At 72.5% G+C, this 21,622-nt stretch carries 20 protein-coding genes and 1 pseudogene; 12 read left to right on the plus strand and 9 right to left on the minus strand.

Annotation, left to right across the window (positions count from 1 at the left end):
• Positions 1 to 112: 112 nt before the first annotated feature.
• The 5 genes and pseudogenes from IM697_RS32750 to IM697_RS45150 all read left to right on the plus strand — a co-directional run.
• Positions 113 to 2,596, plus strand: a complete 2,484-nt coding sequence (locus tag IM697_RS32750; RefSeq protein WP_228044271.1) for a sensor histidine kinase — start codon at positions 113 to 115, stop codon at positions 2,594 to 2,596.
• On the plus strand, positions 2,593 to 3,069 hold the full coding sequence (locus tag IM697_RS32755) for a roadblock/LC7 domain-containing protein (protein ID WP_194039705.1): 477 nt from the start codon (positions 2,593 to 2,595) through the stop codon (positions 3,067 to 3,069). Before IM697_RS32750 ends, IM697_RS32755 begins: the two co-directional genes overlap by 4 nt.
• A gap of 19 nt (positions 3,070 to 3,088) precedes the next feature.
• Entirely contained in the window at positions 3,089 to 3,514 is a 426-nt protein-coding gene (locus IM697_RS32760) for a DUF742 domain-containing protein (RefSeq protein WP_194039706.1), read from the plus strand.
• Between the two features lie 34 nt (positions 3,515 to 3,548).
• Complete coding sequence (locus IM697_RS32765) at positions 3,549 to 4,076, plus strand: GTP-binding protein (protein ID WP_228045056.1); 528 nt, start codon at positions 3,549 to 3,551, stop codon at positions 4,074 to 4,076.
• A gap of 6 nt (positions 4,077 to 4,082) precedes the next feature.
• Positions 4,083 to 4,351 (plus strand): annotated as a pseudogene (locus IM697_RS45150) (RidA family protein); the annotation flags it as partial.
• 11 nt (positions 4,352 to 4,362) lie between these two features.
• Here the strand turns inward: IM697_RS45150 and IM697_RS32775 are convergent.
• The 5 genes from IM697_RS32775 to IM697_RS32795 all read right to left on the minus strand — a co-directional run bounded on the left by IM697_RS32775 (position 4,363) and on the right by IM697_RS32795 (position 9,111).
• Positions 4,363 to 5,031 (minus strand): ABC transporter permease, encoded by a 669-nt coding sequence (locus tag IM697_RS32775; protein WP_194039708.1) that lies wholly within the window; start codon positions 5,029 to 5,031, stop codon positions 4,363 to 4,365.
• Positions 5,028 to 5,741: an ABC transporter permease gene (locus IM697_RS32780; RefSeq protein ID WP_194039709.1), complete on the minus strand. Its 714-nt coding sequence runs from the start codon at positions 5,739 to 5,741 to the stop codon at positions 5,028 to 5,030. Before IM697_RS32780 ends, IM697_RS32775 begins: the two co-directional genes overlap by 4 nt.
• Complete coding sequence (locus IM697_RS32785) at positions 5,738 to 6,892, minus strand: ABC transporter ATP-binding protein (protein WP_194039710.1); 1,155 nt, start codon at positions 6,890 to 6,892, stop codon at positions 5,738 to 5,740. Before IM697_RS32785 ends, IM697_RS32780 begins: the two co-directional genes overlap by 4 nt.
• A 75-nt stretch (positions 6,893 to 6,967) precedes the next feature.
• Positions 6,968 to 8,416 (minus strand): sensor histidine kinase, encoded by a 1,449-nt coding sequence (locus IM697_RS32790; RefSeq protein WP_194039711.1) that lies wholly within the window; start codon positions 8,414 to 8,416, stop codon positions 6,968 to 6,970.
• Positions 8,413 to 9,111 (minus strand): response regulator transcription factor, encoded by a 699-nt coding sequence (locus tag IM697_RS32795; protein WP_194039712.1) that lies wholly within the window; start codon positions 9,109 to 9,111, stop codon positions 8,413 to 8,415. The genes IM697_RS32790 and IM697_RS32795 overlap by 4 nt, the downstream gene beginning before the upstream one ends.
• Positions 9,112 to 9,315: 204 nt before the next feature.
• On the opposite strand from IM697_RS32795, the gene IM697_RS32800 reads away from it, so the two are divergent.
• Genes IM697_RS32800 through IM697_RS32810 form a run of 3 tightly spaced genes read left to right on the plus strand, consistent with a single transcriptional unit; the run spans position 9,316 to position 11,774 of the window.
• Positions 9,316 to 10,602: a ferredoxin reductase family protein gene (locus IM697_RS32800; RefSeq protein ID WP_194049981.1), complete on the plus strand. Its 1,287-nt coding sequence runs from the start codon at positions 9,316 to 9,318 to the stop codon at positions 10,600 to 10,602.
• A gap of 19 nt (positions 10,603 to 10,621) precedes the next feature.
• A complete protein-coding gene (locus IM697_RS32805) occupies positions 10,622 to 11,032 on the plus strand; it encodes an FMN-binding protein (RefSeq protein WP_194039713.1) in 411 nt (136 codons plus the stop codon).
• 22 nt (positions 11,033 to 11,054) lie between these two features.
• A complete protein-coding gene (locus IM697_RS32810; RefSeq protein WP_194049982.1) occupies positions 11,055 to 11,774 on the plus strand; it encodes an FAD:protein FMN transferase in 720 nt (239 codons plus the stop codon).
• Positions 11,775 to 11,777: 3 nt separating this feature from the next.
• Here IM697_RS32810 and IM697_RS32815 read toward each other — a convergent pair whose 3' ends face one another.
• Positions 11,778 to 12,239 (minus strand): hypothetical protein, encoded by a 462-nt coding sequence (locus IM697_RS32815; RefSeq protein WP_194039714.1) that lies wholly within the window; start codon positions 12,237 to 12,239, stop codon positions 11,778 to 11,780.
• Positions 12,239 to 13,474, minus strand: coding sequence for a molybdopterin-dependent oxidoreductase (locus IM697_RS32820; protein WP_194039715.1), 1,236 nt, complete (start codon positions 13,472 to 13,474; stop codon positions 12,239 to 12,241). The genes IM697_RS32815 and IM697_RS32820 overlap by 1 nt, the downstream gene beginning before the upstream one ends.
• Positions 13,475 to 13,587: 113 nt before the next feature.
• Between IM697_RS32820 and IM697_RS32825 the strand changes: the two genes are divergently transcribed.
• Both IM697_RS32825 and IM697_RS32830 read left to right on the plus strand, forming a co-directional pair.
• The gene (locus IM697_RS32825) at positions 13,588 to 14,928 is read left to right on the plus strand and encodes a hypothetical protein (RefSeq protein WP_194039716.1); all 1,341 of its coding nucleotides are present in this window, start codon (positions 13,588 to 13,590) and stop codon (positions 14,926 to 14,928) included.
• A 63-nt stretch (positions 14,929 to 14,991) separates the two neighbouring features.
• Complete coding sequence (locus tag IM697_RS32830; RefSeq protein ID WP_194039717.1) at positions 14,992 to 15,699, plus strand: DUF2470 domain-containing protein; 708 nt, start codon at positions 14,992 to 14,994, stop codon at positions 15,697 to 15,699.
• A gap of 174 nt (positions 15,700 to 15,873) precedes the next feature.
• Here the strand turns inward: IM697_RS32830 and IM697_RS32835 are convergent, their stop codons facing one another.
• Positions 15,874 to 18,780, minus strand: a complete 2,907-nt coding sequence (locus tag IM697_RS32835; RefSeq protein ID WP_194039718.1) for a SpoIIE family protein phosphatase — start codon at positions 18,778 to 18,780, stop codon at positions 15,874 to 15,876.
• Between the two features lie 180 nt (positions 18,781 to 18,960).
• Between IM697_RS32835 and IM697_RS32840 the strand changes: the two genes are divergently transcribed.
• Together IM697_RS32840 and IM697_RS32845 are read left to right on the plus strand one after the other, a co-directional pair.
• On the plus strand, positions 18,961 to 19,998 hold the full coding sequence (locus tag IM697_RS32840) for an alpha/beta hydrolase family protein (protein WP_228044272.1): 1,038 nt from the start codon (positions 18,961 to 18,963) through the stop codon (positions 19,996 to 19,998).
• Positions 19,999 to 20,120: 122 nt separating this feature from the next.
• Entirely contained in the window at positions 20,121 to 20,870 is a 750-nt protein-coding gene (locus IM697_RS32845; RefSeq protein ID WP_194039719.1) for a DUF4142 domain-containing protein, read from the plus strand.
• A 73-nt stretch (positions 20,871 to 20,943) separates the two neighbouring features.
• Here IM697_RS32845 and IM697_RS32850 read toward each other — a convergent pair whose 3' ends face one another.
• The gene (locus IM697_RS32850; protein ID WP_194039720.1) at positions 20,944 to 21,525 is read right to left on the minus strand and encodes an Rv1733c family protein; all 582 of its coding nucleotides are present in this window, start codon (positions 21,523 to 21,525) and stop codon (positions 20,944 to 20,946) included.
• Positions 21,526 to 21,622 lie beyond the last annotated feature (97 nt).

A 21,622-nucleotide genomic window follows, 5' to 3' on the forward strand; every position in this document is an offset into this window, starting at 1 on the left:
ATTCTTGACGTACAGTTCCGGTCACGGCGATCGAAGGGCAGTACTGTCCTTGAGCACAGCCGATCTCTATTCAGACAGCATCGGACAACAGCGGTCACGCGGAGGCGACTCGGTGTCCACGAACGAGGAGGGCGCACCTCGCCCCCGTCGGATACGCGGCTTCGCCGAACGCTGGCCCTTCCGGCGCAAGCTCAACCTCCTCGTCGGGGTGCCGCTCGCCCTGGTCGCCGTCCTGCTCGCCTACCTCATCGCCGACCAGACCGCGCAGTCGCGCGACGCGGCCGACGCCGCGCGACTGGTCCGGGAGAGCGCCGAGGTCGCCACGCTCGTCGACCGGCTGGCCGCCGAACACCAGCAGGCCGTCCTGCTCTCCGTACGGCACGAGGCCGCCGACGGCGACGAGCCCCCGACCGCCGCCTACCGCACCGCCCAGTCCAGGGTGGACTCCCAGGTCGACCGGGTGCGCGACGCCTTCGGGGACCGGCTGCCCGAGACCGAGGCGCAGGCGCTCAAGGGCGTCGAGGGCCTGAGCAGCCTGCGTGACACCGTCGAGCAGGGCTATCTGCCCGCCAGCAACATCGACCCGGCCTACACCCACGCCGCCCAGGGTCTGATCGACGGCCTGGGCCTGGACCGCAACCCCGATCTCGCGACCACCTTCACCGGCAACCTGCTCGACTCGCTGCTGCGCGCCGGCGCCGCGCACAGCGCCTTCGAGACCGGTGTGTTCTCCGCCTCGACCGGTGACTCCAACGCGCTCATCGAGTTCATCGGCGCGATCGGCTCCTACGACGAGTACACCCACCAGGCCGAACGCTTCTCCCGGTTCGCCACCGAGGCACAGTCCGCGCAGCTCGACGGGATCAAGTACACCGCCGCACAGGCCGTCATCAGCCGGCAGTACGCCGACCTCCAGATCGACCCCGGCGCCGTGCAGGCCGGCTCGCCCGCCGAGATCCGCACCTCGCTCGCGGCGGCGCTCGACTCCTACGGCGCCTACCGCGACCAGGCCAGGACACGGCTGGCGATCACCACCTCGCTCATCGACCAGATCGCCGACCAGGCCGACAGCACGTCCGACACGGCGGCGTGGCGGGCGGTCCTGCTGCTGGGACTGGCTCTGCTGGGCTTCGCCGTGTGGCTGGCCCTGGCGATGCTGGTGCGCCGCTCGGTGGTCCGCCCGGTGCAGGCCCTCACGGACGCGGCACGACAGGTCGCCGACGTCGCCGAGCGGGAGCTGGCGCGGGTGGCCGACGACGACGCCGAGGACGACGGCCCGCCGCGGCTGCGCGAGATGCCGGTGACGGCGCGCGACGAGATCGGTGACCTCGCCGAGGCGTTCAACCAGGTGCAGACCACGGCGGCCGCGCTGCTGGAGCGGCAGGTGCTCAGCCGGCGCAACGTCGCCGAGATGTTCGGCAACGTGGGCCGCCGGGTCAGCAACCTCACGACACGTCAGCTCGCGTTGATCGACACGGTGGAGCGGGGCGAGACGGATCCCGCGCTGCTGGAGCGTCTGTACTCGATCGACCACATCGCGGTCCGGCTGCGCCGCAACGCCGACAGCCTGATGCTGCTCGCCGGCATCCACGAGGCGGACCTCGACGTCGGCCCCACCTCGCTCACCAACGTCGTACGCGCCGCGCTCGGCCAGATCGAGGGCTATCAGCGGGTGGAGCTGCGCGCGCGGACCGAGGCCGTGGTGGAGCCGGAGGTCATCGGCGACCTGACGCTGATGGTGGCCGAACTCCTGGAGAACGCGGTGTCGTTCTCGCCGCAGGGCAGCCCGGTCGAGGTGGCGGTGTCGGCGGCCGGCGACGACGCGGTGATCGTCGTCCGCGACCACGGCCTGGGCATGAGCCCCGAGCGCCTCGACGAGGAGAACGCCCGGCTGATCCGCCGCGAGCGCCTGGACCTCGTGCCGACGAAGGTGCTGGGCCTGTTCGTGGTCGGCACGCTGGCCCGCCGCTGGGAGATCGCGGTCACGCTCTCGCGCACCCCGGGCGGCGGTGTGACGGCCGAGGTGACGGTGCCGGCGGCGCTGCTGGTGACGGGGAGCACGACGGGGTCGCTGGCCACGGCGGCGCTGGCGGCGGTCGCGGAGGGCGGGACGCCGCAGCGGCCGGGCGCCCGTGCCGATGCGGTCACCGGCCCCGTGCCGTCGCCCACGGCGCGGGAGGACGCCGTACCCGCCGACGACGGGTCGCGGCCGCTCCCCCGCCGGGTCTCGCAGCGCGCGAAGCCGCGGATCCCCGACGAGGAGCGTGCCGAGGAAACCGCCGCGGAGGACCGGTCGCCCCGGCCCGACCCGAAGCCCGCCGGCGAAGCCCCCGCCGCACGCCCGCTGCGCCGCCGCGTGCGCGGTGCGACCCTGCGTACGGCCGCGGATTCCGCCGAGCGACCGGCGGTGGTCCCCCGGCAGACCCCGCCGGACCTCGACGCGGAGGCGGTGCGTGCCGCGCTGGACGAGTTCGAGGCGGCGGTGGAGCGTGCGCACCGCGACAGCCGACGCGACGGCGACCACGCACAGCACGTCTCCCCCACGACCCCCCACTCGCACCACCAGAACGACCTCCCGGAAGGAGCGCAGCAGTGAGCACGTCGACAGGTGGCACCCCGGCTCAAGCCGTCACGCCGGCCGAACTCAAGGCCGCCGCAGCCGACTTCACCTGGCTGCTGAACCGCTTCGCGACCGAGACGGCCGGCGTCGTGGACGCCATCGCCGTCTCGTCCGACGGTCTGCTCATCGCCGTGTCCGAGCTGCGGGAGCCGGCCGACTCCGAGCGGCTCGCCGCGATCGTCTCCGGCATCACGAGCCTGGCCGCCGGCGCCTCCGGCAACTACGGTCTCGGCGGCCTGAACAAGGTCATCATCGACCTGGAGGGCGGCCACGTCCTGGTCTCCGCGATCGGCAGCGGCGCCGTGCTCGGCGTGGTCACCGACAAGGAGGCCAAGCTGGGCAACATCGCCTACGAGATGACGGTGTTCGCCAACCGTGCCGGTGCCGCGCTCAGCCCGCAGCTGGTGCTGGAGCTGAAGAACAGCGTCGGCGCTTCGTCGGCCCGCTGACCCGAGAACGGACGACCCCATGGCGGACGGCACCCCACCGCCGGAGCCCGACGGCCCGGACCCGGTCGGCCCCGCCTCCGCCGTGCGGCCGTTCCTGCTCACCGCCGGCCGGGTGGCGGACGGGACCGACGGACGGTCGATGCCCGTGGAGACCCAGGTGGTGGCCACCCCCGAGGGGCTCGACGCGCTCGACCGGCTCTCTTTCGAGCAGCACGACATCGTCGCCGTGTGCCGGCTGCCGCAGTCCATCGCGGAGATCGCGGCCCGGCTGCGGCTGCACCTGAACGTGGTGCGGGTCCTCGCCGAGGACCTGCGCGCCGAGGGGCGGTTGACGGTGCACGTACCCGACTCCGGCGTCGTCCACGACGCATCCGTCCTGCGCAGGGTCATCGACGGCCTGCGCGCCATCCCCGACGCACGAGGGGTCCTCAGTGACAGCGACTGAACCGGCCACCGTACGACCGCCGTTGCCGGTCAAGATGGTGATCTCGGGTGGGTTCGGCGTGGGCAAGACCACCGCCGTGGGCTCGATATCCGAGATCGAGCCGCTGACCACGGAGGCCGCCATCACCGAGGTCGCGGCCGGCGTGGACGACCTGACGCACACCCCGCGCAAGACCACGACCACCGTGGCCATGGACTTCGGCTGCCTCACCATCGACCCGACGCTGAAGCTGTACCTGTTCGGCACGCCCGGCCAGGAGCGGTTCGGGTTCATGTGGGACGACATCGTTCAGGGCGCGGTCGGCGGCCTGGTCATCGTCGACACCCGGCGCCTGGACGACTGCTACGCCGCCGTCGACTACTTCGAGCACAAGGGAATCCCGTTCGCGGTGGCCGCCAACGCCTTCGACGGCCACGTCGAGCACACCCTGGAGGAGATCCGCTGGGCCCTCGACGTCACCGACGGCGTCCCGGTCGTCGTCTTCGACGCCCGGGAGCGCGGCTCGGTGCGGGACGCCCTGCTGGTCGTACTGGAACTGGCGCTGTCGCGCACGCAGGGCTGACGTCGCCCACGGAATGCCCGCGCCCCGACCCCGTTCGGCTACAGCCACGCCGTGTCCGCGCCCGGTGAACCCGTCTTCGTCGGCGGCCAGTACGCCTCCGACGCCACCGGCGCTCCGGTACCCGGCGACTTCGCGGCCCAGGTCGACCTGGCCTTCGACCGGCTGCGTTCGGCCCTGGAGGCCCTCGGCCGGGCGCCGCACGCCCTCCCCCACTCTCGGCGTCGCTCGCGCTGCCGGGGATGCCCTTCGAGGTCGACGCGGTCGCGATGCGGCCGTCCCCGCGCGGTCAGCCGTGCCTGCGCACCCCCGGCGAAACCGCGAACCGCCCCAGGGCCCAGAACACCGCGAGGGTCGCCAGGGCCATCGCGGCGACCAGGGTGGCGCCGCCCACGACCTTCTCGTAGTCGCGCTGGTAGAGGCCGTCGATGATGTAGCGGCCGAGGCCGCCGAGGCTGACGTAGGCCGCGATGGTGGCCGTGGAGACGATCTGGATGGCGCCCGAGCGCAGGCCGCTGAGGATCAGCGGGAGCGCGGCCGGGAGTTCGACCTGGAACAGGACGCCGGCCTCGCTCATGCCCATGCCCCGCGCGGCGTCCACCGGCGAGGGGTCGACGGAGCGCATCGCCTCGTAGGTGGTGACGAGGATCGGTGGGACGGCGAGGATCACCAGCGGGGTCATCACGTTGACCATGCCGAAGCCCACCATCAGGGTCATCAGCACCAGCAGGCCGAAGGTGGGCAGGGCCCGCCCGGCGACGGCGATGAACGCGAGGGCGTTGCCGCCGCGCCCGTAGTGGCCGGTGACCAGGCCGACGGGCAGGGCGATCAGGGCGGCGATGCCGAGCGCCTGGAGGGTGTACTGGACGTGCTCGCCCACGCGCGTGGGGATGCCGTCGTAGCCCTGCCAGTGCGCGCCGTCGCGGAAGAAGTCACTGATGAAGTGGAACAGGTTCACCGGGCTGCGTCCTCCAGGGCTGCGGCGGCCGCGTCGGGCCGGTCGGCCTTCGGTGTCGTGCGTGCCCGGCGTGGCATCCACGGCGTCAGCAGCATGCGTACGACGACCAGCAGACCGTCGGCGAGGATCGCCAGGACGGCCATGGTGAGCACTGCGTTCAGCGCGAGCTCGGGCCGGTTGTAGATGTTGGCGTCGTTGATCAGGTTGCCGAGCGCGCCCTGGTTGCCGATCAGCGCGCCGACGCTGACGAGGCTGATGCTGGACACGGTCGCCACCCGCAGCCCGGCGATGATCGCGGGCACGGCGATCGGCAACTGCACCTGGACGTAGCGGCGTACGGGTCCGAAGCCCATGGCCTTGGCGGCGGCGAGGGTCTCCTGCGGGACCGAGCGCACGCCGTCGACGATCGCCGGGACCAGCACGACGAGGCTGTAGACGGTGAGCGGGATCATCACCGTGAGCTCGGTCTGGCCGGTGTAGTCGATGAGCAGGACGAAGAAGGCCAGGGAGGGGATGGCGTACAGGACGGTGGTCACCCAGAGGACCGGCGGGTACAGCCAGCGGAAGCGCACGCACAGCTGGGCCAGCGGCAGCGAGATCACCAGTCCGGCCAGCACCGGCAGCAGGGCCTCGCGCAGATGCAGCCCGATCAGTCCGAGCCAGCTGTGCTGGAGGTCGCTGGGGATGTCGAAGAAGCGGTCCCAGTTCATCCGGCGACCTTCGCGGCCGTGTCGCTGTCGGCCGTGCCGTCCGCGCGTCCCTCGGCGTGGGCGCCGCGGATCGCCTCGGCGATGGTCTGCTGCGAGACGACGCCGGTGGCGTGGCCGTCGGTGTCCACGGCGACGGCCCAGCCGGTGGGCGAGAGCACGGCGCAGTCCAGCGCGGCGCGCAGCGAGTCGGTGCCGGGGACGAACGGCCGCCCGTGCGGCAGGAGTTCCTCCGGTGCGATGCTTCCGGCGGTCAGGTGTTGCGGCTCGCTCCAGCCGAGGGGCCTGCCGTCCGCGTCGGTGACGAGGAGGTAGGGGGCGTCGGCCGGGTCGTGCGCGGCGATCTGCTCGGCGGTGGCGTCGATCGGCAGGACGGGCGCGGTGAGCAACTCCAGTCCGGCGGCGGGGAAGAAGGACAGCCGCCGGATGCCGCGGTCGGCGCCGAGGAAGTCCTCGACGAACGCGTCGGCGGGGTGCGAGAGCAGCTCGGCGGGCGGGGCGAACTGGGCGAGCTTGCCGCCGGTGCGCATCACGGCGACCATCGTGCCGAGCTTGACGGCCTCGTCGATGTCGTGGGTGACGAAGACGATGGTCTTGCCCAGCTCCTCCTGAATGCGCAGGAGTTCGTCCTGGAGCCCTTTGCGCACCACGGGGTCCACGGCCGAGAACGGCTCGTCCATCAGCAGTACCGGCGGGTCCGCCGCGAGCGCCCGGGCCACGCCGACGCGCTGCTGCTGGCCGCCGGAGAGCTGGTACGGGTACCGCTTGGCGAGGGTTGCGTCGAGGCCGACCCGCTCCATCAGTTCCCGCGCCCGTGCCCGGGACTTCTCCTTGCCCCAGCCGAGCACCCGGGGCACGGTGGCGATGTTGTCGAGGATCGTGCGGTGCTGGAAGAGGCCGGCGTTCTGGATGACGTATCCCATGGACCGGCGCAGGGTGTTGACGGGCTGCTGCCGGCTGTCGACGCCGTCGATGAGGATGGTGCCCTCGCTGGGTTCGACCATCCGGTTGATCATGCGCAGCGTGGTCGTCTTCCCGCAGCCCGACGGCCCCACCAGAACGGTGATCGAGCGGTCGGGTATCTCCAACGAGAGCCCGTCGACCGCCACCGTGCCGTCCGGGTACCGCTTGGTGACTGAATCTATCCGTATCAAAGCGCCGAATACCCCTCGGGTTTGGCAGAAGTCGCCCGCTTTTGACCACGGGCTCCGGGCCGTTGGGGCTTGAGTCTAGACGTCCCTCCCGACCGCCAGCGGAATCGTCACCGTGAACACCGTGGCCCCCGGCTCGCTGGTCAGGTCGATCCGGCCGCCGTGGGCGCGCACCAGGGACTGGGCGACCGCCAGTCCCAGGCCGCTGCCGCCCCGGTCCCGGCTGCGGGCCTTGTCGACGCGGTAGAAGCGGTCGAAGACCCGTTCCCGGTCGGCGGGCGGGATGCCGGGGCCGGCGTCGGCGATGCGGACCACCGCCGCACCGGACGCGATCGACACCGCCACGGACACCTGGGTCCCGGGCGGGGTGTGCATCGCCGCGTTGGTGAGCAGGTTGTCCAGGACCTGGCGGATGCGCTGGGGGTCCAGGCGCAGTTTCAGGGAATCGGGTCCCGGGGTCACCGTCAGCGGGTGGTCGGCGTGGGTGACGCGGAACGCGTCCGCCGCCTGCTCGACCAGTTCCACCAGGTCCGCCTCCTGCGGGCGCAGCGGTGTCTCGACCTCGGCGGCGTCCAGGCGGGCGAGCAGCAGCAGGTCGTCCAGCAGGAAGCCCATGCGGGCGGCCTCGGCGCGCAGGCGTGCCAGGTGCCTGTCCCGCTCCTCGGGGGCGTTGGCGGCGGCGTACTGGAACAGGTCGGCGTATCCGCGCACCGACATCAGCGGCGTGCGCAGCTCGTGCGAGGCGTCCGCCACGAAGCGGCGCAGGCGCTGTTCCGCCTCCGCGCGGACCACGAGGGAGTCGTCGATGTGCTCCAGCATGGTGTTGAACGCGGTGCGCAGCTCCTCCACCTCGGGCCCGCCGCCGCGCGCGTCGTGCCGCACCGGCAGCCGGCCCGAGTCGGTCAGGTCGTGCGAGGTGATGTCGCGGGCGGTGTGCGCCATGTCGCTCAGCGGCTTCAGGCCCCGCCGCAGCATGCCCCGCCCGAGCACCACGAGGGCCAGCAGCGCGAGCCCGAAGGTGACGGCCTGGATGGTGATCAACTGGCCGACGGTGTCCTCGATGTCCGCCATGGGCGCGGCGCTGACCAGCACCACGCCCGGCTCGACCTCGCAGGCGCGCAGCCGGTACACGCCCTCGCCCCTGACGTGCTCGGTGCGCAGGAGCTCCGTGTGCGCGGTGGACTGGGCCCGGGCCAGGGAGGTGAAGTCGTCGACGTCCTCGGGCAGGTCGCCGGGGGCCTCCGGGCGGCGCAGCACGGGCGTGCCGCCGTCCACGTCGTACACGGCGTAGTACCAGCTGTAGTACTTCTTGCCGGAGAGCGTGCCGTAGTCCGCGATGGACTTGGCCTGGGCGACCTGGCCCTGCGCCAGCGTGGTGTCGAGCTGGGCGGAGAGGTAGTCGCGCATGTATGTCGTGAGGGCGGTGCCGACGACCGCGAACACCACCAGGGACAGCGCCCCGAGCCCCAGCGCCAGCCGGGTGCCGAGCCGCATCGCGCGACAAGCCCGCCGCAGCCGCCCGATCACTCGGCCGCCTGCCGGATCACGTACCCGAAGCCGCGCACGGTGTGGATCAGCGGTGCCGTGCCGTCGTCGGCCTCGTCGAGCTTGCGGCGCAGCCTGCTGACGACCAGCTCGACGACGTTGGAGCGGCCGCCGAAGCCGTACTCCCACACATGGTCGAGGATCTGCGCCTTGGTGAGCACGGTCGGCGATTTGCGCATCAGATAGCGCAGCACCTCGTACTCGGTCGGCGTGAGCGTGAGCAGCTTGTCGCCGCGGCGCACCTCGCGGGTGTCCTCGTCCATCGTCAGGTCCGCGACCCGCAGGACGGAGCGCTGGAAGCCGGGGCCCGCGCTGCGCCGCAGCACGGTCCGCAGCCGGGCCATCAGCTCCTCCACGGCGAACGGCTTGACCAGGTAGTCGTCGCCGCCCCGGGTCAGCCCGGCCACTCGGTCGGCGACCCCGTCGCGGGCGGTGAGGAACACCACGGGCACCATGGCCCCGGCGGCCCGCAGCCGGTCCAGGACGCCGAATCCGTCCACGTCGGGCAGCATCAGGTCCAGCACCACGATGTCCGGGCGGAAGTCCGCGGCGAGCCGCAGCGCCTCCTCACCGGAGTTCGCGGTGACCGCCTCCCAGCCCTCGTAGCGGGCGACCGTCGCGACGAGGTCGGCGATGGGCGGGTCGTCGTCCACGACCAGCAGGCGTACTTTCTCCACCCGTTCATAGTGCGGTACCCGTCGCCGGTCGTCGGGGGCGGGTGGGGGGCCGCGACCACATCGATAGATACTTGAAAGATCTACGACAGCTTTTCGACAGCTCCCGCGGGACAAGCTCGGTATCCCAGACGAGATCAAGGAGCTGTCGCCGTGACGACGACCGTCCAATCACCCCCTGCGCCCCCCGCGGCGATACGCCCCAGGGTGGTGGCCCGCACGGGCCTGTACGCCGTGCTGGCCGCGAACGTGGCCGCGGTGCTCTACTTCTTCTTCGCCGCCGGCTTCGCCTCGAACGCGCTCATCGTGGTGGGCCGCCTCACCGGCCTGTTCGGCGCGCTGCTCATGGCCTTCCAGTTGCTGCTGGTGGCCCGGCTGCCGTGGCTGGACCGCCGGATCGGCATGGACCGGCTGACCTCCTGGCACCGCTGGACCGGCTTCAGCGTGCTGTGGGCCCTGCTCGCGCACGCCGTGTTCATCACCTTCGGCTACGCCGAGTCGTCCTTCCTCGACCCGGTGAACCAGCTGATCGACCTCGCCGAGACGGTCGAGGGCGTGCTGCGCGCGGTCGTCGCGCTGGGGATCATCATCGTGATCGGCGTGGTCTCGGCGCGCTTCGCGCGGCGCAGGCTCGCGTACGAGACGTGGCACTTCATCCACCTGTACACCTACGTCGCGGTGGTGCTGGCGTTCACGCACCAGGTCGCGGTCGGTACGTCCTTCACCTCGTCGTCCGCCGCCACGGCGTACTGGTACGCGGTGTGGGGCGTCGCGCTGGGCGCGGTGTTCGTCGGCCGGCTGGTGCTGCCGCTGTGGCGGAACTGGCGCCACCAGTTCCGTGTCTCGGCCGTGGTCCCCGAGTCCGACAACGTCGTCTCGATCTACGTCACCGGCCGTGACCTGGACAAGCTGCCCGCTCGGGCCGGTCAGTTCTTCCTGTGGCGGTTCCTGACGAAGGACCGCTGGTGGCAGGCCAACCCCTTCTCCCTGTCGGCGGCCCCCGACGGCAACCAGCTGCGCCTCACCGCGAAGGCGGCCGGCGACGGCTCGGCGGCCCTCCGGCACATGAAGGTCGGCACGCGCGTCTTCGCCGAGGGCCCCTACGGCGCCTTCACGGCGATGCACCGCACCCGGCCGGAGGCCGTGCTCATCGCGGGCGGCGTCGGCGTCACGCCCATCCGGGCGCTGCTGGAGGAGCTGCACGGCCACGCGGTCGTGATCTACCGGGTCGCCTCGGACCGGGACGCGGTCCTGTACGGCGAGCTGGTGGAGCTGGCCCACGCCAAGGGCGCCGAGCTGCACCTGGTGACCGGCCCGGTCACGCCGGACAAGCTGGCCCCCGCCGAGCTGGCGCGGCTGGTTCCGGACATCACCGGCCGGGACGTCTTCCTGTGCGGCCCGCCGCCCATGATGAACGCGGTGATCGGCAGCCTGCGCGAGCTGGGCGTGCCCAAGGAGCAGGTCCACTTCGAGCGTTTCAGCCTGGCGGGCTGAGAGGGACAAGGAAGACATCGTGAAGCGAGCAATACCCGTCCTGGTCCTGAGCGTCGCGGGCCTGGTCCCGGTCTGGCTCTACGAGCCGTCCCTCGGCACGACCACCACGGAGACCGCCGCTCCGGCCTCGACGCCCTCGGCGTCGTCCTCGGCGGCGTCCGACTCCGGGAACACGGTCGTGAAGGGCTCGACCGTGCAGACCGAGAAGGGCCCCGTGCAGGTCCAGGTGACCTTCCAGGGCACCAAGATCTCGGCCGTGAAGATGCTCCAGCAGCCCAACCACCCCCAGACGACAGCGGCGGTGCCCAAGCTCATCGCCGAAACCCTCGAAGCCCAGAGCGCCGACATCGACACCGTCTCCGGCGCCACCATCACCAGCGACGGCTACCGGGAATCCCTCCAGGCCGCCATCGACGCGAAGGCCGCCTGACGTGCACCGCGTCGAGCATGTGATGGGGTTCCCGGTCTCGCTCCGGGTCGATGACGAGCACGTGGGCGAGGACGTGGCGGACGCCGTGTTCGCGTGGCTGCGTGAGGTCGACGCCCGGTTCAGCCCGTTCAAGGCGGACAGCGAGGTCTGCCGCCTGGACCGGGGTGAGATCGCGCGCGGGGACGTCAGCGCGGACCTCGACGAGGTGCTGGGGCTGTGCGAGGAGTACCGGGTCGCCACGGGCGGCGCCTTCGACGTACGGCTGCCCGGGCGCGGGCTGGATCCGTGCGCGGTGGTGAAGGGCTGGTCCGTGCAGCGGGCGGCCGAGCTGCTGAGAGCGGCGGGTGCGCGGCGCTTCGTCCTCAACGCCGGGGGTGACGTGGTCGCCTCCGGCGGGCCGTGGCGGGTGGGGGTACGGCACCCCGAGCACGCCGAGAAGGTGTGCACGGTGGCCGAGCTCACCGACGGGGCGATCGCGACGTCCGCGCGCTACGAGCGCGGCGACCACATCGTCGACGGCCGCACGGGGCGTCCGGCGACCGGGCTGCTGTCATTGAGTGTGGTGGCGTCCTCCCTGACCGTCGCGGACACGGTGGCGACCGCCGCGTTCGCGATGGGCGCGGAGGGCGTCGAGTGGGCCGCCGCGAGGAAGGGCTGCGAGGTGTTCGCGGTGGACGCCGAGCGCAGGGTCCTGCGGACGGAGGGCTTTCCGCGACCGCCCGGCGCCGGGTCGGCCGCGTAGGCGTCAGTGTGCGCCGGCCGCCCGCTTCGCCTCGCGGCGCCGGCGCACCACGAACACCACGGCCGACCCCCCGAAGAGCACGGCCGTGATCAGCAGCCAGCGGGCCGCGAAACCGTCCGCGTTCAGGCCGGTGCCGGAGGCGTAGCGGTCCGCCACACGCCCGGTGATCAGGGGGAACCAGACCAGCAGGAGCAGCAACGACAACGCGGCCGGGACGCGGACGTACGGCATCCAGCGGCGGCTGTCGACCGCCTCGAAGCCCCGTAGCAGCGCACGGTCCGCCGCCCCGTACAGCGGCACCAGCACGAGGTCGTGCACGACGGCCGCTCCCACGAACCACAGCGTGACCTCGAACCAGTCGCCCTCCAGCAGCCGCACTCCCGCGTATCCGGCGAGCGCGAACGAGCAGGCGAGCAGGAGGATCTGGAGGGGACTGCCGACGGGGATGGGCTTGGGTCGTCGCATCACAGGTCTCCGAAGGTCATCCGCGCCACCCACTTGGTGTTCAGCACACCGGGCGCGGCCGGCACGATGATCCGCGCCGGGTAGCCGTGGTCGGGGGTCAGGTCCTCGCCGTTGACGAACAGGGCGAGCAGGGAGCGGGAGTCGGCGACCTGGTTGGCGCGCAGGGCCGCCCGGCGGAAGGCGCCGCGCCGCTGCAGGGACTCGACCAGCACGTCCGGCGGATCGCCGGCGTGGCCGACCAGAGCCGCGAGGTCGCGGAGCCGTACGCCGCGCCACCACTGGTCGGACGTCGACCAGCCCTCCACGCAGGCGATGGGCAGCGCCGCGCTGTGCAGCGGCAGTTCGAGCAGGTCGGTGCGGCTGAGGCGGACGGTCCGCCCGTCCCGGCCCACGACCACCAGCCGCCACGCCTCCTCGTTCGTCTCGGCGTCGCGGATCCCGGCGTACTCGGCCGTCTTGTTGATCTGGAAGGCGCCGGGCCCGCTGCCCGGTTCGGCGCCGCCGTGCGGGGCGAGGAGGGCGGTCCGGCGCAGGGCGCCGTCGAAGTTCTGCCCGACGGTGGTGAGGAACAGCAGCAGTGAGCCGCCGCCGACGAACCACAGGGCGCCGCGGCGGGAGACGGTCGGCTCGGCGGGGTCCGCGGCGACCAGGTCGTTCTCCTCCTCCTTCTCCTCGCGCAGCCGGCGCAGATTGCGCCAGGCCATGGGTGTCTTCAGCGCCACATGCGCGACGAACGCGGCGAAGAACACCCACGCCCCGTAGAAGTGCAGGGTGTAGAAGGAGCCGGGGAAGATGTAGTCGAGCTGGATGTTGAGCACGCCCGTCACGAACTCGAACAGCGCGCCGCCGACCAGGAGCAGCAGCGAGATCCGCTCCAGGGCGTGCGCGAGCGAGCGGGCCGGCGGCAGGGTGAAGAGCCTCGGCACGACCGACCACAGCTTGGCCAGCAGGACCGGGATCAGGGTGATGCCGAGCGTGACGTGGACGCCCTGGTTGAGCCGGTACAGCCAGTGCGGGTCGGTCGGCCAGGAGAAGAGGTAGAAGCCGAGGACGCCCTTGTCCGGGGTCTTGTCGTTCACCGGCGCCAGGTTGGGGTTGTAGGCGGCGTAGGACACCAGCCCCGTCACGAACAGCACGGTGATCCCGCCGAGCAGCACGACGCCCAGGACCGAGGTCAGCCAGGGGCCGCGCAGCGGGCTGCGCCAGAAGGAGGGAGAGAAGGGAGACCTTGCCATGGGGCGACCGTAGGCCGGGGCAGGGCCGCTAGTGCCGCCGTGAACCATGACGAATCTCTGACGTCCGCGCCTGTCAGCCGTACGGGGGAAGCCGTTCGCCCTAACGTTCTGGCGTGTATCGCGATCTCCCCGACACCCGTGACCGAGAACTCCGCCGCGACCTGTACACGGCCGCGGCCGCCGCGCTGCTCTTCGCGGTCGCCGCGGTCGTCGGCACCGTCATCCAGAACCGGCACGGGACGCTCCATGTCGACTTCGCCCCGTTGCTGGCCGAGTGGGCGCCGCATCTGGGGCCCGGCACACCGGCCGCGCTCACCGTGGCGGTGGCCGTGGTGGTGCACGGCCCCTCGCTCGCCGCCCGGCTGCCGTGGCGCTCCCTGCTCGCCGTCACCTGGATCACCGGCATGGCCTGGACCTGGTCGCTCGCCCTGGTCGACGGCTGGCACCGGGGCATCGCGGTCCAGCTGACGACGCCGCACGAGTACCTGCGGGTCATCGACCGCTTCCACGACATCCCCGCCACCCTCCGGGACTTCTCCGGCCACATCCTCCTCGAAGCACCGGACAACTGGCCCGCGCATGTGGCCGGGCATCCCCCGGGCGCCACGCTCACCTTCGTCCTCCTCGACCGGATCGGCCTGGGCGGTGGCGGCTGGGCGGGAGCCTGGTGCATCACCGTCGGTACGACGGCGGCGGTCGCGGTGCTGGTCGCCGTGCGCGCCCTGTCCGAGGAGCGGCTGGCCCGCCGTGCCGCGCCCTTCCTGGTCCTCGCCCCCGGGGCGGTGTGGGTGGGCACCTCGGCCGACGGCTACTTCGCGGCCGTCGCCGCGTGGGCGGTCGCGCTCCTCGCGCTGTCGGTGACGGGGCGCCGTCCGGGGTGGACGGGCCTGGCCTCGGGCCTGCTGTTCGGCTGGGCGGTCTACCTCTCGTACGGCCTGACCCTCCTCGCCGTGATCGCGGCCGCCGTCCTGCTGCTGGGCTCGCGACGCGCCCGCCCGCTGCTCTTCGCGTCGGCCGGATTCCTGGTCGTGCCCGTCGTGTTCACCGTCCTGGGCTTCGACTGGTGGGAGGCGTACCGCCTGCTGGTCACCCGCTACCACCAGGGCGTCGGCGGTGAGCGGCCGTACGGCTACTGGGTGTGGGCCAACTTCGCCTGCACGGTCGTGATCGTGGGCCCGGCGGCGGTGGCGGGGCTGCGGCGGGCGGGTGCGGCGCTGGTCCGGCGCACCGAGCGGGCCCCGGTCCGCCTGGCGATTCTGGTGCTCGGCGCGCTCGTCGCGCTCCTCGTCGCCGATCTGTCCGGGATGAGCAAGGCGGAGACCGAGCGGATCTGGCTGCCGTTCGCGCTGTGGCTGCTGCCGGCCTGTGCGTTCCTGACCGGGCCGCGCGCCTGGCTCGCGGGGCAGGCCGGGCTCGCGCTGCTCGTCAATCACCTTCTGCTGACGGGCTGGTGAACACGGAAGGAGGATGTAAGGTTAGGCTTACCTAAGTCGAACCGACGTGCTCGAAAGGTTCCCATGTGTGCTGCCTCCTGCCCTGAGCCGACGCCCGCCGAGCGTGCCCGCTCGGTGCTGGCGGCAGCCGGTTCGCTCACCGTCACCACGCAGGGCCATCGCGTCGAGCTGATCGGCCTGCACACCGTCGACGCCGCCGCCCGGCTGCTGCTGCACAACCCGCCGGACGGCCATCTGGCCGCCGAGCTCGCGGTGGCGCCGCACGGTGATCTGGCCGCCCTGGCGGAGTTCACCGACATCGCTCCCGTCGCCGTACGCGAACGGGTGCGCGCCCGGCTGACGCTGGGCGGCTGGCTCAGCGCCCTCGGCCCGAAGACCCTGGTGTTCAACCCGGCCCGGGCCGTCCTCGCGGAGGGCGACGGCACGGCCGTCGTCGGCCTCGACGAACTGGCCCTCGCCTCCCCCGACCCCCAGGCCACCCACGAGGCGGAGATGCTGGCCCGGCTGGACGCGACCCACGCCGACACCGTGGCCCCGCTCGCCCGGCTGCTGCCGGCCCGGGAGCAGCTCGGCGCGACCGTCGTACGGCCGCTGCGGCTCGACCGGCACGGTCTGGTGCTCCGGTCGGAGACACCGGACTCCCACCACGACACCCGGCTGCCCTTCGACACCTCGGCCACCCATCCGGGCGAGGCGGTCCGCCAGATCCACGTCCTGCTCGCCCGGGCGACCGCCCGCCCGCGCCACCGACGCCTGCCGACCAGCTCGTAGCCGACGGCGAGCCCCACAGCCGCCGACCTCCGGGCCACTCGCCGAGGCCTTCCCGTCTCCTCGGCGACAACGCCCGGAGGTCGGTGCACCATCGGATTCCCGCCCCTGTTCGACCACGTCTCTCCACTTCGAGAAGTGCTGCCGGAATCCCCCAGGGTCGGCCCGGACTTCCGGCTACGGCAACGGCTGCTCCGTCCAGATGATCTTGCCGTGGGGTGTGTAGCGCGTGCCCCAGCGCTCGGTGAGCTGGGCGACGAGGAACAGGCCGCGGCCGCCCTCGTCCGTGCTGCGGGCACGGCGCAGGCGGGGTGAGGTGCCGGCGCCGTCGGAGACCTCGCAGATCAGGGCGCGGTCGCGGAGCAGACGGAGCTGGACGGGGCCGGTCGCGTGGCGGATGGCGTTGGTGACCAGCTCGCTGACGATCAGCTCGGTGGCGAAGGCCAGGTCGTCGAGGTCCCAGGCGGCGAGTTGGCCGGTGACCGCCACGCGTGCGCGGGAGACGACCGCCGGGTCGCTGGGCAGGTCCCACTGGGCCACGCGGTCGTCGTCCAGGGCGTGGGTGCGGGCCACGAGCAGCGCCACGTCGTCGCCGGGGCGGGCCGGGAGCAAGGCGTCGAGGACGGCCTCGCAGGTCTCCTCGGGCGGCAGGTCGACGCGGGACAGCACGGCGCGGAGCTGCTCCAGGCCCGCGTCGATGTCGCGGTGCCGGTCCTCGACCAGACCGTCGGTGTAGAGCACCAGTTGGCTGCCCTCGGCCAGCTCCAGCTCGACCGTCTCGAAGGGCATGCCGCCCAGGCCGAGGGGCTGGCCGGAGGGCAGGTCGACGAACTCCACGGTGCCGTCGGGGGCGACGACCGCGGGGAGGGGGTGCCCGGCGCGGGTGAGGGTGCAGCGCCGGGACACCGGATCGTAGACGGCGTACAGACAAGTGGCTCCGACGATGCCGGAGTCGGGGCTGTTCTCCGAGGCCCAGCCCTCACCCCGGTCGAGCCGGCCGACCAGGTCGTCGAGGTGGGTGAGGAGGTCTTCGGGCGACAGGTCCAGGGAGCAGAAGTTGTGGACGGCGGTGCGCAGCCGGCCCATCGTGGCGGCGGCGTGCAGACCGTGCCCGACCACGTCGCCCACCACCAGCGCGACGCGGGCGCCGGACAGCGGGATGACGTCGAACCAGTCGCCGCCTACGCCGGCCTGCGCGGGCAGATAGCGGTAGGCGACCTCGACGGCGCTCTGCTCGGGGCGGCCCCGCGGCAGCAGGCTGCGCTGCAGGGCGAGGGCGGTGTTGTGCTCGCGGGTGTAGCGGCGGGCGTTGTCGATGCAGATCGCCGCGCGGCCGACCAGTTCCTGGGCCAGGGACAGGTCGTCGTCCTCGAAGGAGGCGGGCTGCACCGAGCGGTAGAAGCTGACCACGCCGAGGGTCGTGCCGCGGGCCCGCAGCGGTACGGCGATCAGCGAGTGGATGCCTGCGGCGAGCACCCGGCCCAGCCGCTCCGGATCCTGCGCGATCCACCCGGCCGCCTCGGTCAGCACCGGCTCCATGACGGACTGCCTGGTCTCCAGGGCGCGGGCCTGCGGCGTGGACGGGACGTACTCGACGAGGTCGCCCACGTCGTAGAGATTGTGCGGCTGCCTGCGTACGGCGCGGATGGCCACCCGGCGCAGCCCGGTCCGGCCGCCGAGCGCCTCCGGTTCCTCGCCGCGCAGCACCGAGTCGGGCAGGTCGACGGCGACGAAGTCGGCGAACCGGGGGACGGTCACCTCGGCGAGCTCCTCCGCGGTGCGGGTGACGTCGAGGGTGGTGCCGATCCGCACGCTCGCGTCGTGCAGCAACTCCAGCCGCCGCCGCGCGAGGACGGCCAGCCGGCCGACACCGGGCTCACCGACGAGCAGCAGCCAGCCGTCGGTGGCGGGGGATTCGCCGTCCGGGAAGGTCTCGGTGGGCGCGGGGCGTGGTGGGGGTGCGGCGGGCGAGGTCACCGCGACGCTCGGGGTCTGCGTGGTGGTCACGGTGTGGGCGGTCAGGGGATTCGCCACCGTGGTGCGCGACATCGCCGATCCCACCGGCCCCTGTGCGGCCGATCCGGCCGGCTCCCCCGCGCCCGGCGCTCCCCGGCCCTGCGCCACCGCCACCGCCGCCGCGGAGGGCGCCAGTCCGACATGCCGCAGCCGCGGTCCTCCGACCACACGCGCCTCGACGGCGACCCCGGTCTCCCCCGCCGCGCCCTTGACCTGGTGGCGCAGCAGGGTGGCCGTCCGGCCGCTGGGCAGGGTGATCTCGTCGAGGGTGTGGTGCGGTGAGGCGATGAGTTCCTCCGCCTTCTCGCGGAGCACGGCCATGTCGATCCGGCTGAGGGCGGCTTCGGCACGGTCGGACCGCGGTTCCCCGGGCTGCTTCGGCCAGCCGTGCGCCTGGTCGCCGGCCCGCCGGTACGCGGCGAGCAGTGCGCGCTCGCGCCGGCTGGCCTGCTCCAGCAGCCGGGCCTCGATGTCCCGGGCGGCTTCGCGGACCATCCGCACCATGGCCGGATCGCCCTGGTCGCGCAGGCAGGTGAGGTCGAGGACGGCCTCGATGCGCCCGCTGAGCGGGTTCCGGACGGGCGCGCCCGCGCAGGCGAAGGGCTGGAGGCAGTCGGCGAAGTGCTCGCGGCCCACGATGTAGACGGGGCCGCGTTCGGCGAGGGCGGTGCCGACGCCGTTGGTGCCCACTACCGGCTCCGAGGCGTCGAACCCGGGGGCGAACCGCACCTCGTCGAGGCGCTCGCAGAGCCGGCGGCCACCGCCGATGCGCTCCACCATGCGGCCCTGCCCGTCGCAGACCGCGATCGTCATGCTCACCTCGGTCAGGGACGCGGACAGGTCGTGCAGCACCGGGTGGGCGGCGCGCAGGAACTGCTCGCCCAGGGTCACGTCCTCGGTGTAGGAGACCAGCAGCCGGTGCGGCTCGAGACCGACGGAGCGGCATCGCTTCCAGGAGTCGAGCACCGAGTCCCGGACGTCCGACTCGACCAGTGAGCCGGCGAGGAATCGTTCGTGGGCATCGACGAGACCGCCGATGTCGTCCCAGGCGACGGACAACGGGATCACTTCCCTCACCCGAAGCCGACCCGGTCGCGCACCGCCACTCGACCCGCGGCCCGGGGGCTTCGCCAAGCGCTACCACCGTAGCCCTCTCGTGACGTGCATCACAATTACTTGCCTTGGCCGCCACCGCCCTCCCGCCGACGCACAGCGCCAACCGCACCGTTTCGCGCGATACTCGACGCCATGCGGTCACCGCGTGGCCTCCCTCGTCTCGCCGCCGGCCTGGCACTGGTGGCCGCCCTCGGCTGCACCAGCGGCAACGGCGACAACGGCGACAACACGGCCCCCACGCACTCCCCGTCGGCGTCGGCGTCGGCCCGGGCCGAGAGCACCCCGCCGACCCCCACCCCCGCCGACCCGGTCTCGCTCCCGGCCCTGATGCGGCGCGAGCACCGCGGTTCCGACCTCCGTCTCGGTGCCGTACGCGTCCGTACCGACGCCTACACCCAGTACGCCGTCACCTACCGGTCCAACGGCCTGACGATCTCGGGGATCATGAACGTCCCCCGGGGCGAGGGCCCGTTCCCGGCGCTGGTCCTGGCGCACGGCTACATCGACCCGGACGTCTACACCACCGGCCGTGGCATGCCCCGGGAGCAGGACCTCCTCGCCCGCAACGGCTATGTCGTCCTGCACACCGACTACCGCAACCACGCGGGCTCCGACGACGACCCCGACAACGACGTCAATCTGCGGCTCGGCTACACCGAGGACGTCATCAACGCCGTACACGCCCTGCGCTCCGCCGGCCGGCCGGACGTCGACGACGGGCGGATCGGGCTGCTGGGGCGGTCGATGGGCGGTGGGGTGGTGTACAACGCGCTGGTCGTGGCGCCTGGACTGGTCGACGCCGCCGTCGTCTTCGCGCCGGTCAGCTCGCGCCCGCAGGAGAACATCGACCAGTTCCAGCGGCCCGAGGGCGACCCGCTCGTCGCGGAGATCGAGGCCGCGCACGGCACGCCCGAGGAGAACCCCGAGTTCTGGCGGCAGGTCTCGCCCCTCACCTATGTCGACCGGGTCACCGAGCCCCTGCTGATCCACCACGGCACCGCCGACGACACCTGCCCACTGGCCTGGACGCGGGCGACCGTCGCCGCGTTCGAGGCGGCGGGCAAGGACGTGGAGCTGCGGACGTACCGGGGCGAGGGACACACCTTCGGGCCGCGGTGGCCGGACTCGATGGACACCACCATGGCGTTCTTCGAACGCCGTCTGCGCTGATCGACCAAGGTCCGTGATGAACGGCGCACAGCCGGCCGCAAGTTTTTCCCCGCGGCGATGATTGTTTCGCGCGTTCCATCCGTACCTCAGGGTGCACCGAGCCGTTCATGTCAGGAGTCACGATGCCCGTCTCGCGCCGCATGGTAGGCACCGTCTTCGTGGGAGGCGCCCTCGTCCTCACTCTGTCCGCCCTCGCCTACCCCGCCATGCTGGGAATGGAGAACGCCTCCGGCAACCAGGACCGCATCATCGCCAACACCCCCTACGGCCCGCTGACCGAGGCCGACCGGGACTTCGTCGTCAAGGTCCGCGCGGCGGGTCTGTGGGAGCACCCGCTCGGCATGGCCGCGATGCAGAAGGGCACCACCGCGGCCATGAAGGAGGCCGGCGAGCACCTGGTCGTCGGGCACGGCCGACTCGACGAGGCCTGCCGCAAGATCGCTCCCGAGCTGCAGATCACCCTGCCCAACCAGGCCAGCCCGCAGCAGCAGCAGTTCGTCGCGACCGTGAACTCCAAGACGGGCAAGGAGTTCGACGCCACCGGTGTCGCGATCATGCGCGTGACGCACGGGCAGATCTTCCCGACCATCGCGAAGATCCGGGCCACCACGCAGAACACCCTGGTCCGTCAGCTCGCCGACCTGGCGAACGACACGGTGCTCGACCACATCACGGTCCTGGAGAAGACCGGCCTGGTGAACTTCGACGCGAACAACTTCCAGCAGACCACGCCGCCGAAGCTCCCCAAGGAGCAGCTCACCCCGCCCCCGCCGCAGCCGGGCACCCCGGTCCTGACGCTGCCCATCCCGAAGGAACTGCAGGACCTCAACACCGCGTCCCCCGCCCCGGCTCCGAGTCCGTCGGCCGGCTGACCCCCGGGAGTCCGCGACCCGGCATCCGCCGCCCGCCGCCACAGCTCGACCCGGCCGGGCGGCAGGTGCCGTGTCACCCCGTCTTCCAGCCCCAGGGCGTGTCCAGCCGCTCCCACTCCGCGGCCCACTGATCCAGGCGCCGCCGTTCCATCGCCAGCCGTACCACCCAGGCGAACCCCAGCGCCAGGCTCGCGGTGGCCGCGCCGGCCAGGATGCCGCCGGCGACCGAGTGCATCAGGATCTCGGCCTCGGACAGCGGAGCCTTGGGGAGTATGCCGTTGCGGTCCGCCCACACCTCGACCTTGCCGCCCGCCTTCGTCTTGGGCGGCACCCGCGCCTCGTCCGTGCGGACCGAGCCGTCCGGGTCGGTCCAGCGCACGGTGGCCCACACCAGATGGTCGGTGGTCACCCGCGCGGGCCCCGAATCCTCGGCGTCCTTCACCAGTACGGCCGTGACCTGGTGGCTCTGGGCCCGTTGCTGCTCCGCCGAGCGCACCACCGCGTCCGCCGCCGTCAGACCGGCGAACACGGCGCCCACCAGCGCGAGCAGCCAGCCGCACAGCACGACCCAGGCCTCGACGACGTCGCTTCGCCGCCTGAGCGGATTGCGCCGCCACCGCCACAGCCGCACCTTCGCGCACTGGGACGCAGCCATGCCGACACCCCCTTGAGCACCGACAGCTCTCTTCCAGTGTGCGCCCGATGCCGTCGGCGCGTACGTTCACGCCCCATTGAATGAAGCATTCAGCATC

The organism is Streptomyces ferrugineus (genome assembly GCF_015160855.1).
GTDB lineage: Bacteria > Actinomycetota > Actinomycetes > Streptomycetales > Streptomycetaceae > Streptomyces > Streptomyces ferrugineus.

Bases quoted from the DNA above. Each gene is read 5' to 3' on its own strand.
- IM697_RS32760 (WP_194039706.1), top strand. From the start codon at position 3,089: ATGGCGGACGGCACCCCACCGCCGGAGCCCGACGGCCCGGACCCGGTC.
- IM697_RS32765 (WP_228045056.1), top strand. From the start codon at position 3,549: ATGGTGATCTCGGGTGGGTTCGGCGTGGGCAAGACCACCGCCGTGGGC.
- IM697_RS32780 (WP_194039709.1), bottom strand. From the start codon at position 5,741: ATGAACTGGGACCGCTTCTTCGACATCCCCAGCGACCTCCAGCACAGC.
- IM697_RS32810 (WP_194049982.1), top strand. From the start codon at position 11,055: ATGGGGTTCCCGGTCTCGCTCCGGGTCGATGACGAGCACGTGGGCGAG.
- IM697_RS32815 (WP_194039714.1), bottom strand. From the start codon at position 12,239: ATGCGACGACCCAAGCCCATCCCCGTCGGCAGTCCCCTCCAGATCCTC.
- IM697_RS32820 (WP_194039715.1), bottom strand. From the start codon at position 13,474: ATGGCAAGGTCTCCCTTCTCTCCCTCCTTCTGGCGCAGCCCGCTGCGC.
- IM697_RS32830 (WP_194039717.1), top strand. From the start codon at position 14,992: ATGTGTGCTGCCTCCTGCCCTGAGCCGACGCCCGCCGAGCGTGCCCGC.
- IM697_RS32840 (WP_228044272.1), top strand. From the start codon at position 18,961: ATGCGGTCACCGCGTGGCCTCCCTCGTCTCGCCGCCGGCCTGGCACTG.
- IM697_RS32845 (WP_194039719.1), top strand. From the start codon at position 20,121: ATGCCCGTCTCGCGCCGCATGGTAGGCACCGTCTTCGTGGGAGGCGCC.
- IM697_RS32850 (WP_194039720.1), bottom strand. From the start codon at position 21,525: ATGGCTGCGTCCCAGTGCGCGAAGGTGCGGCTGTGGCGGTGGCGGCGC.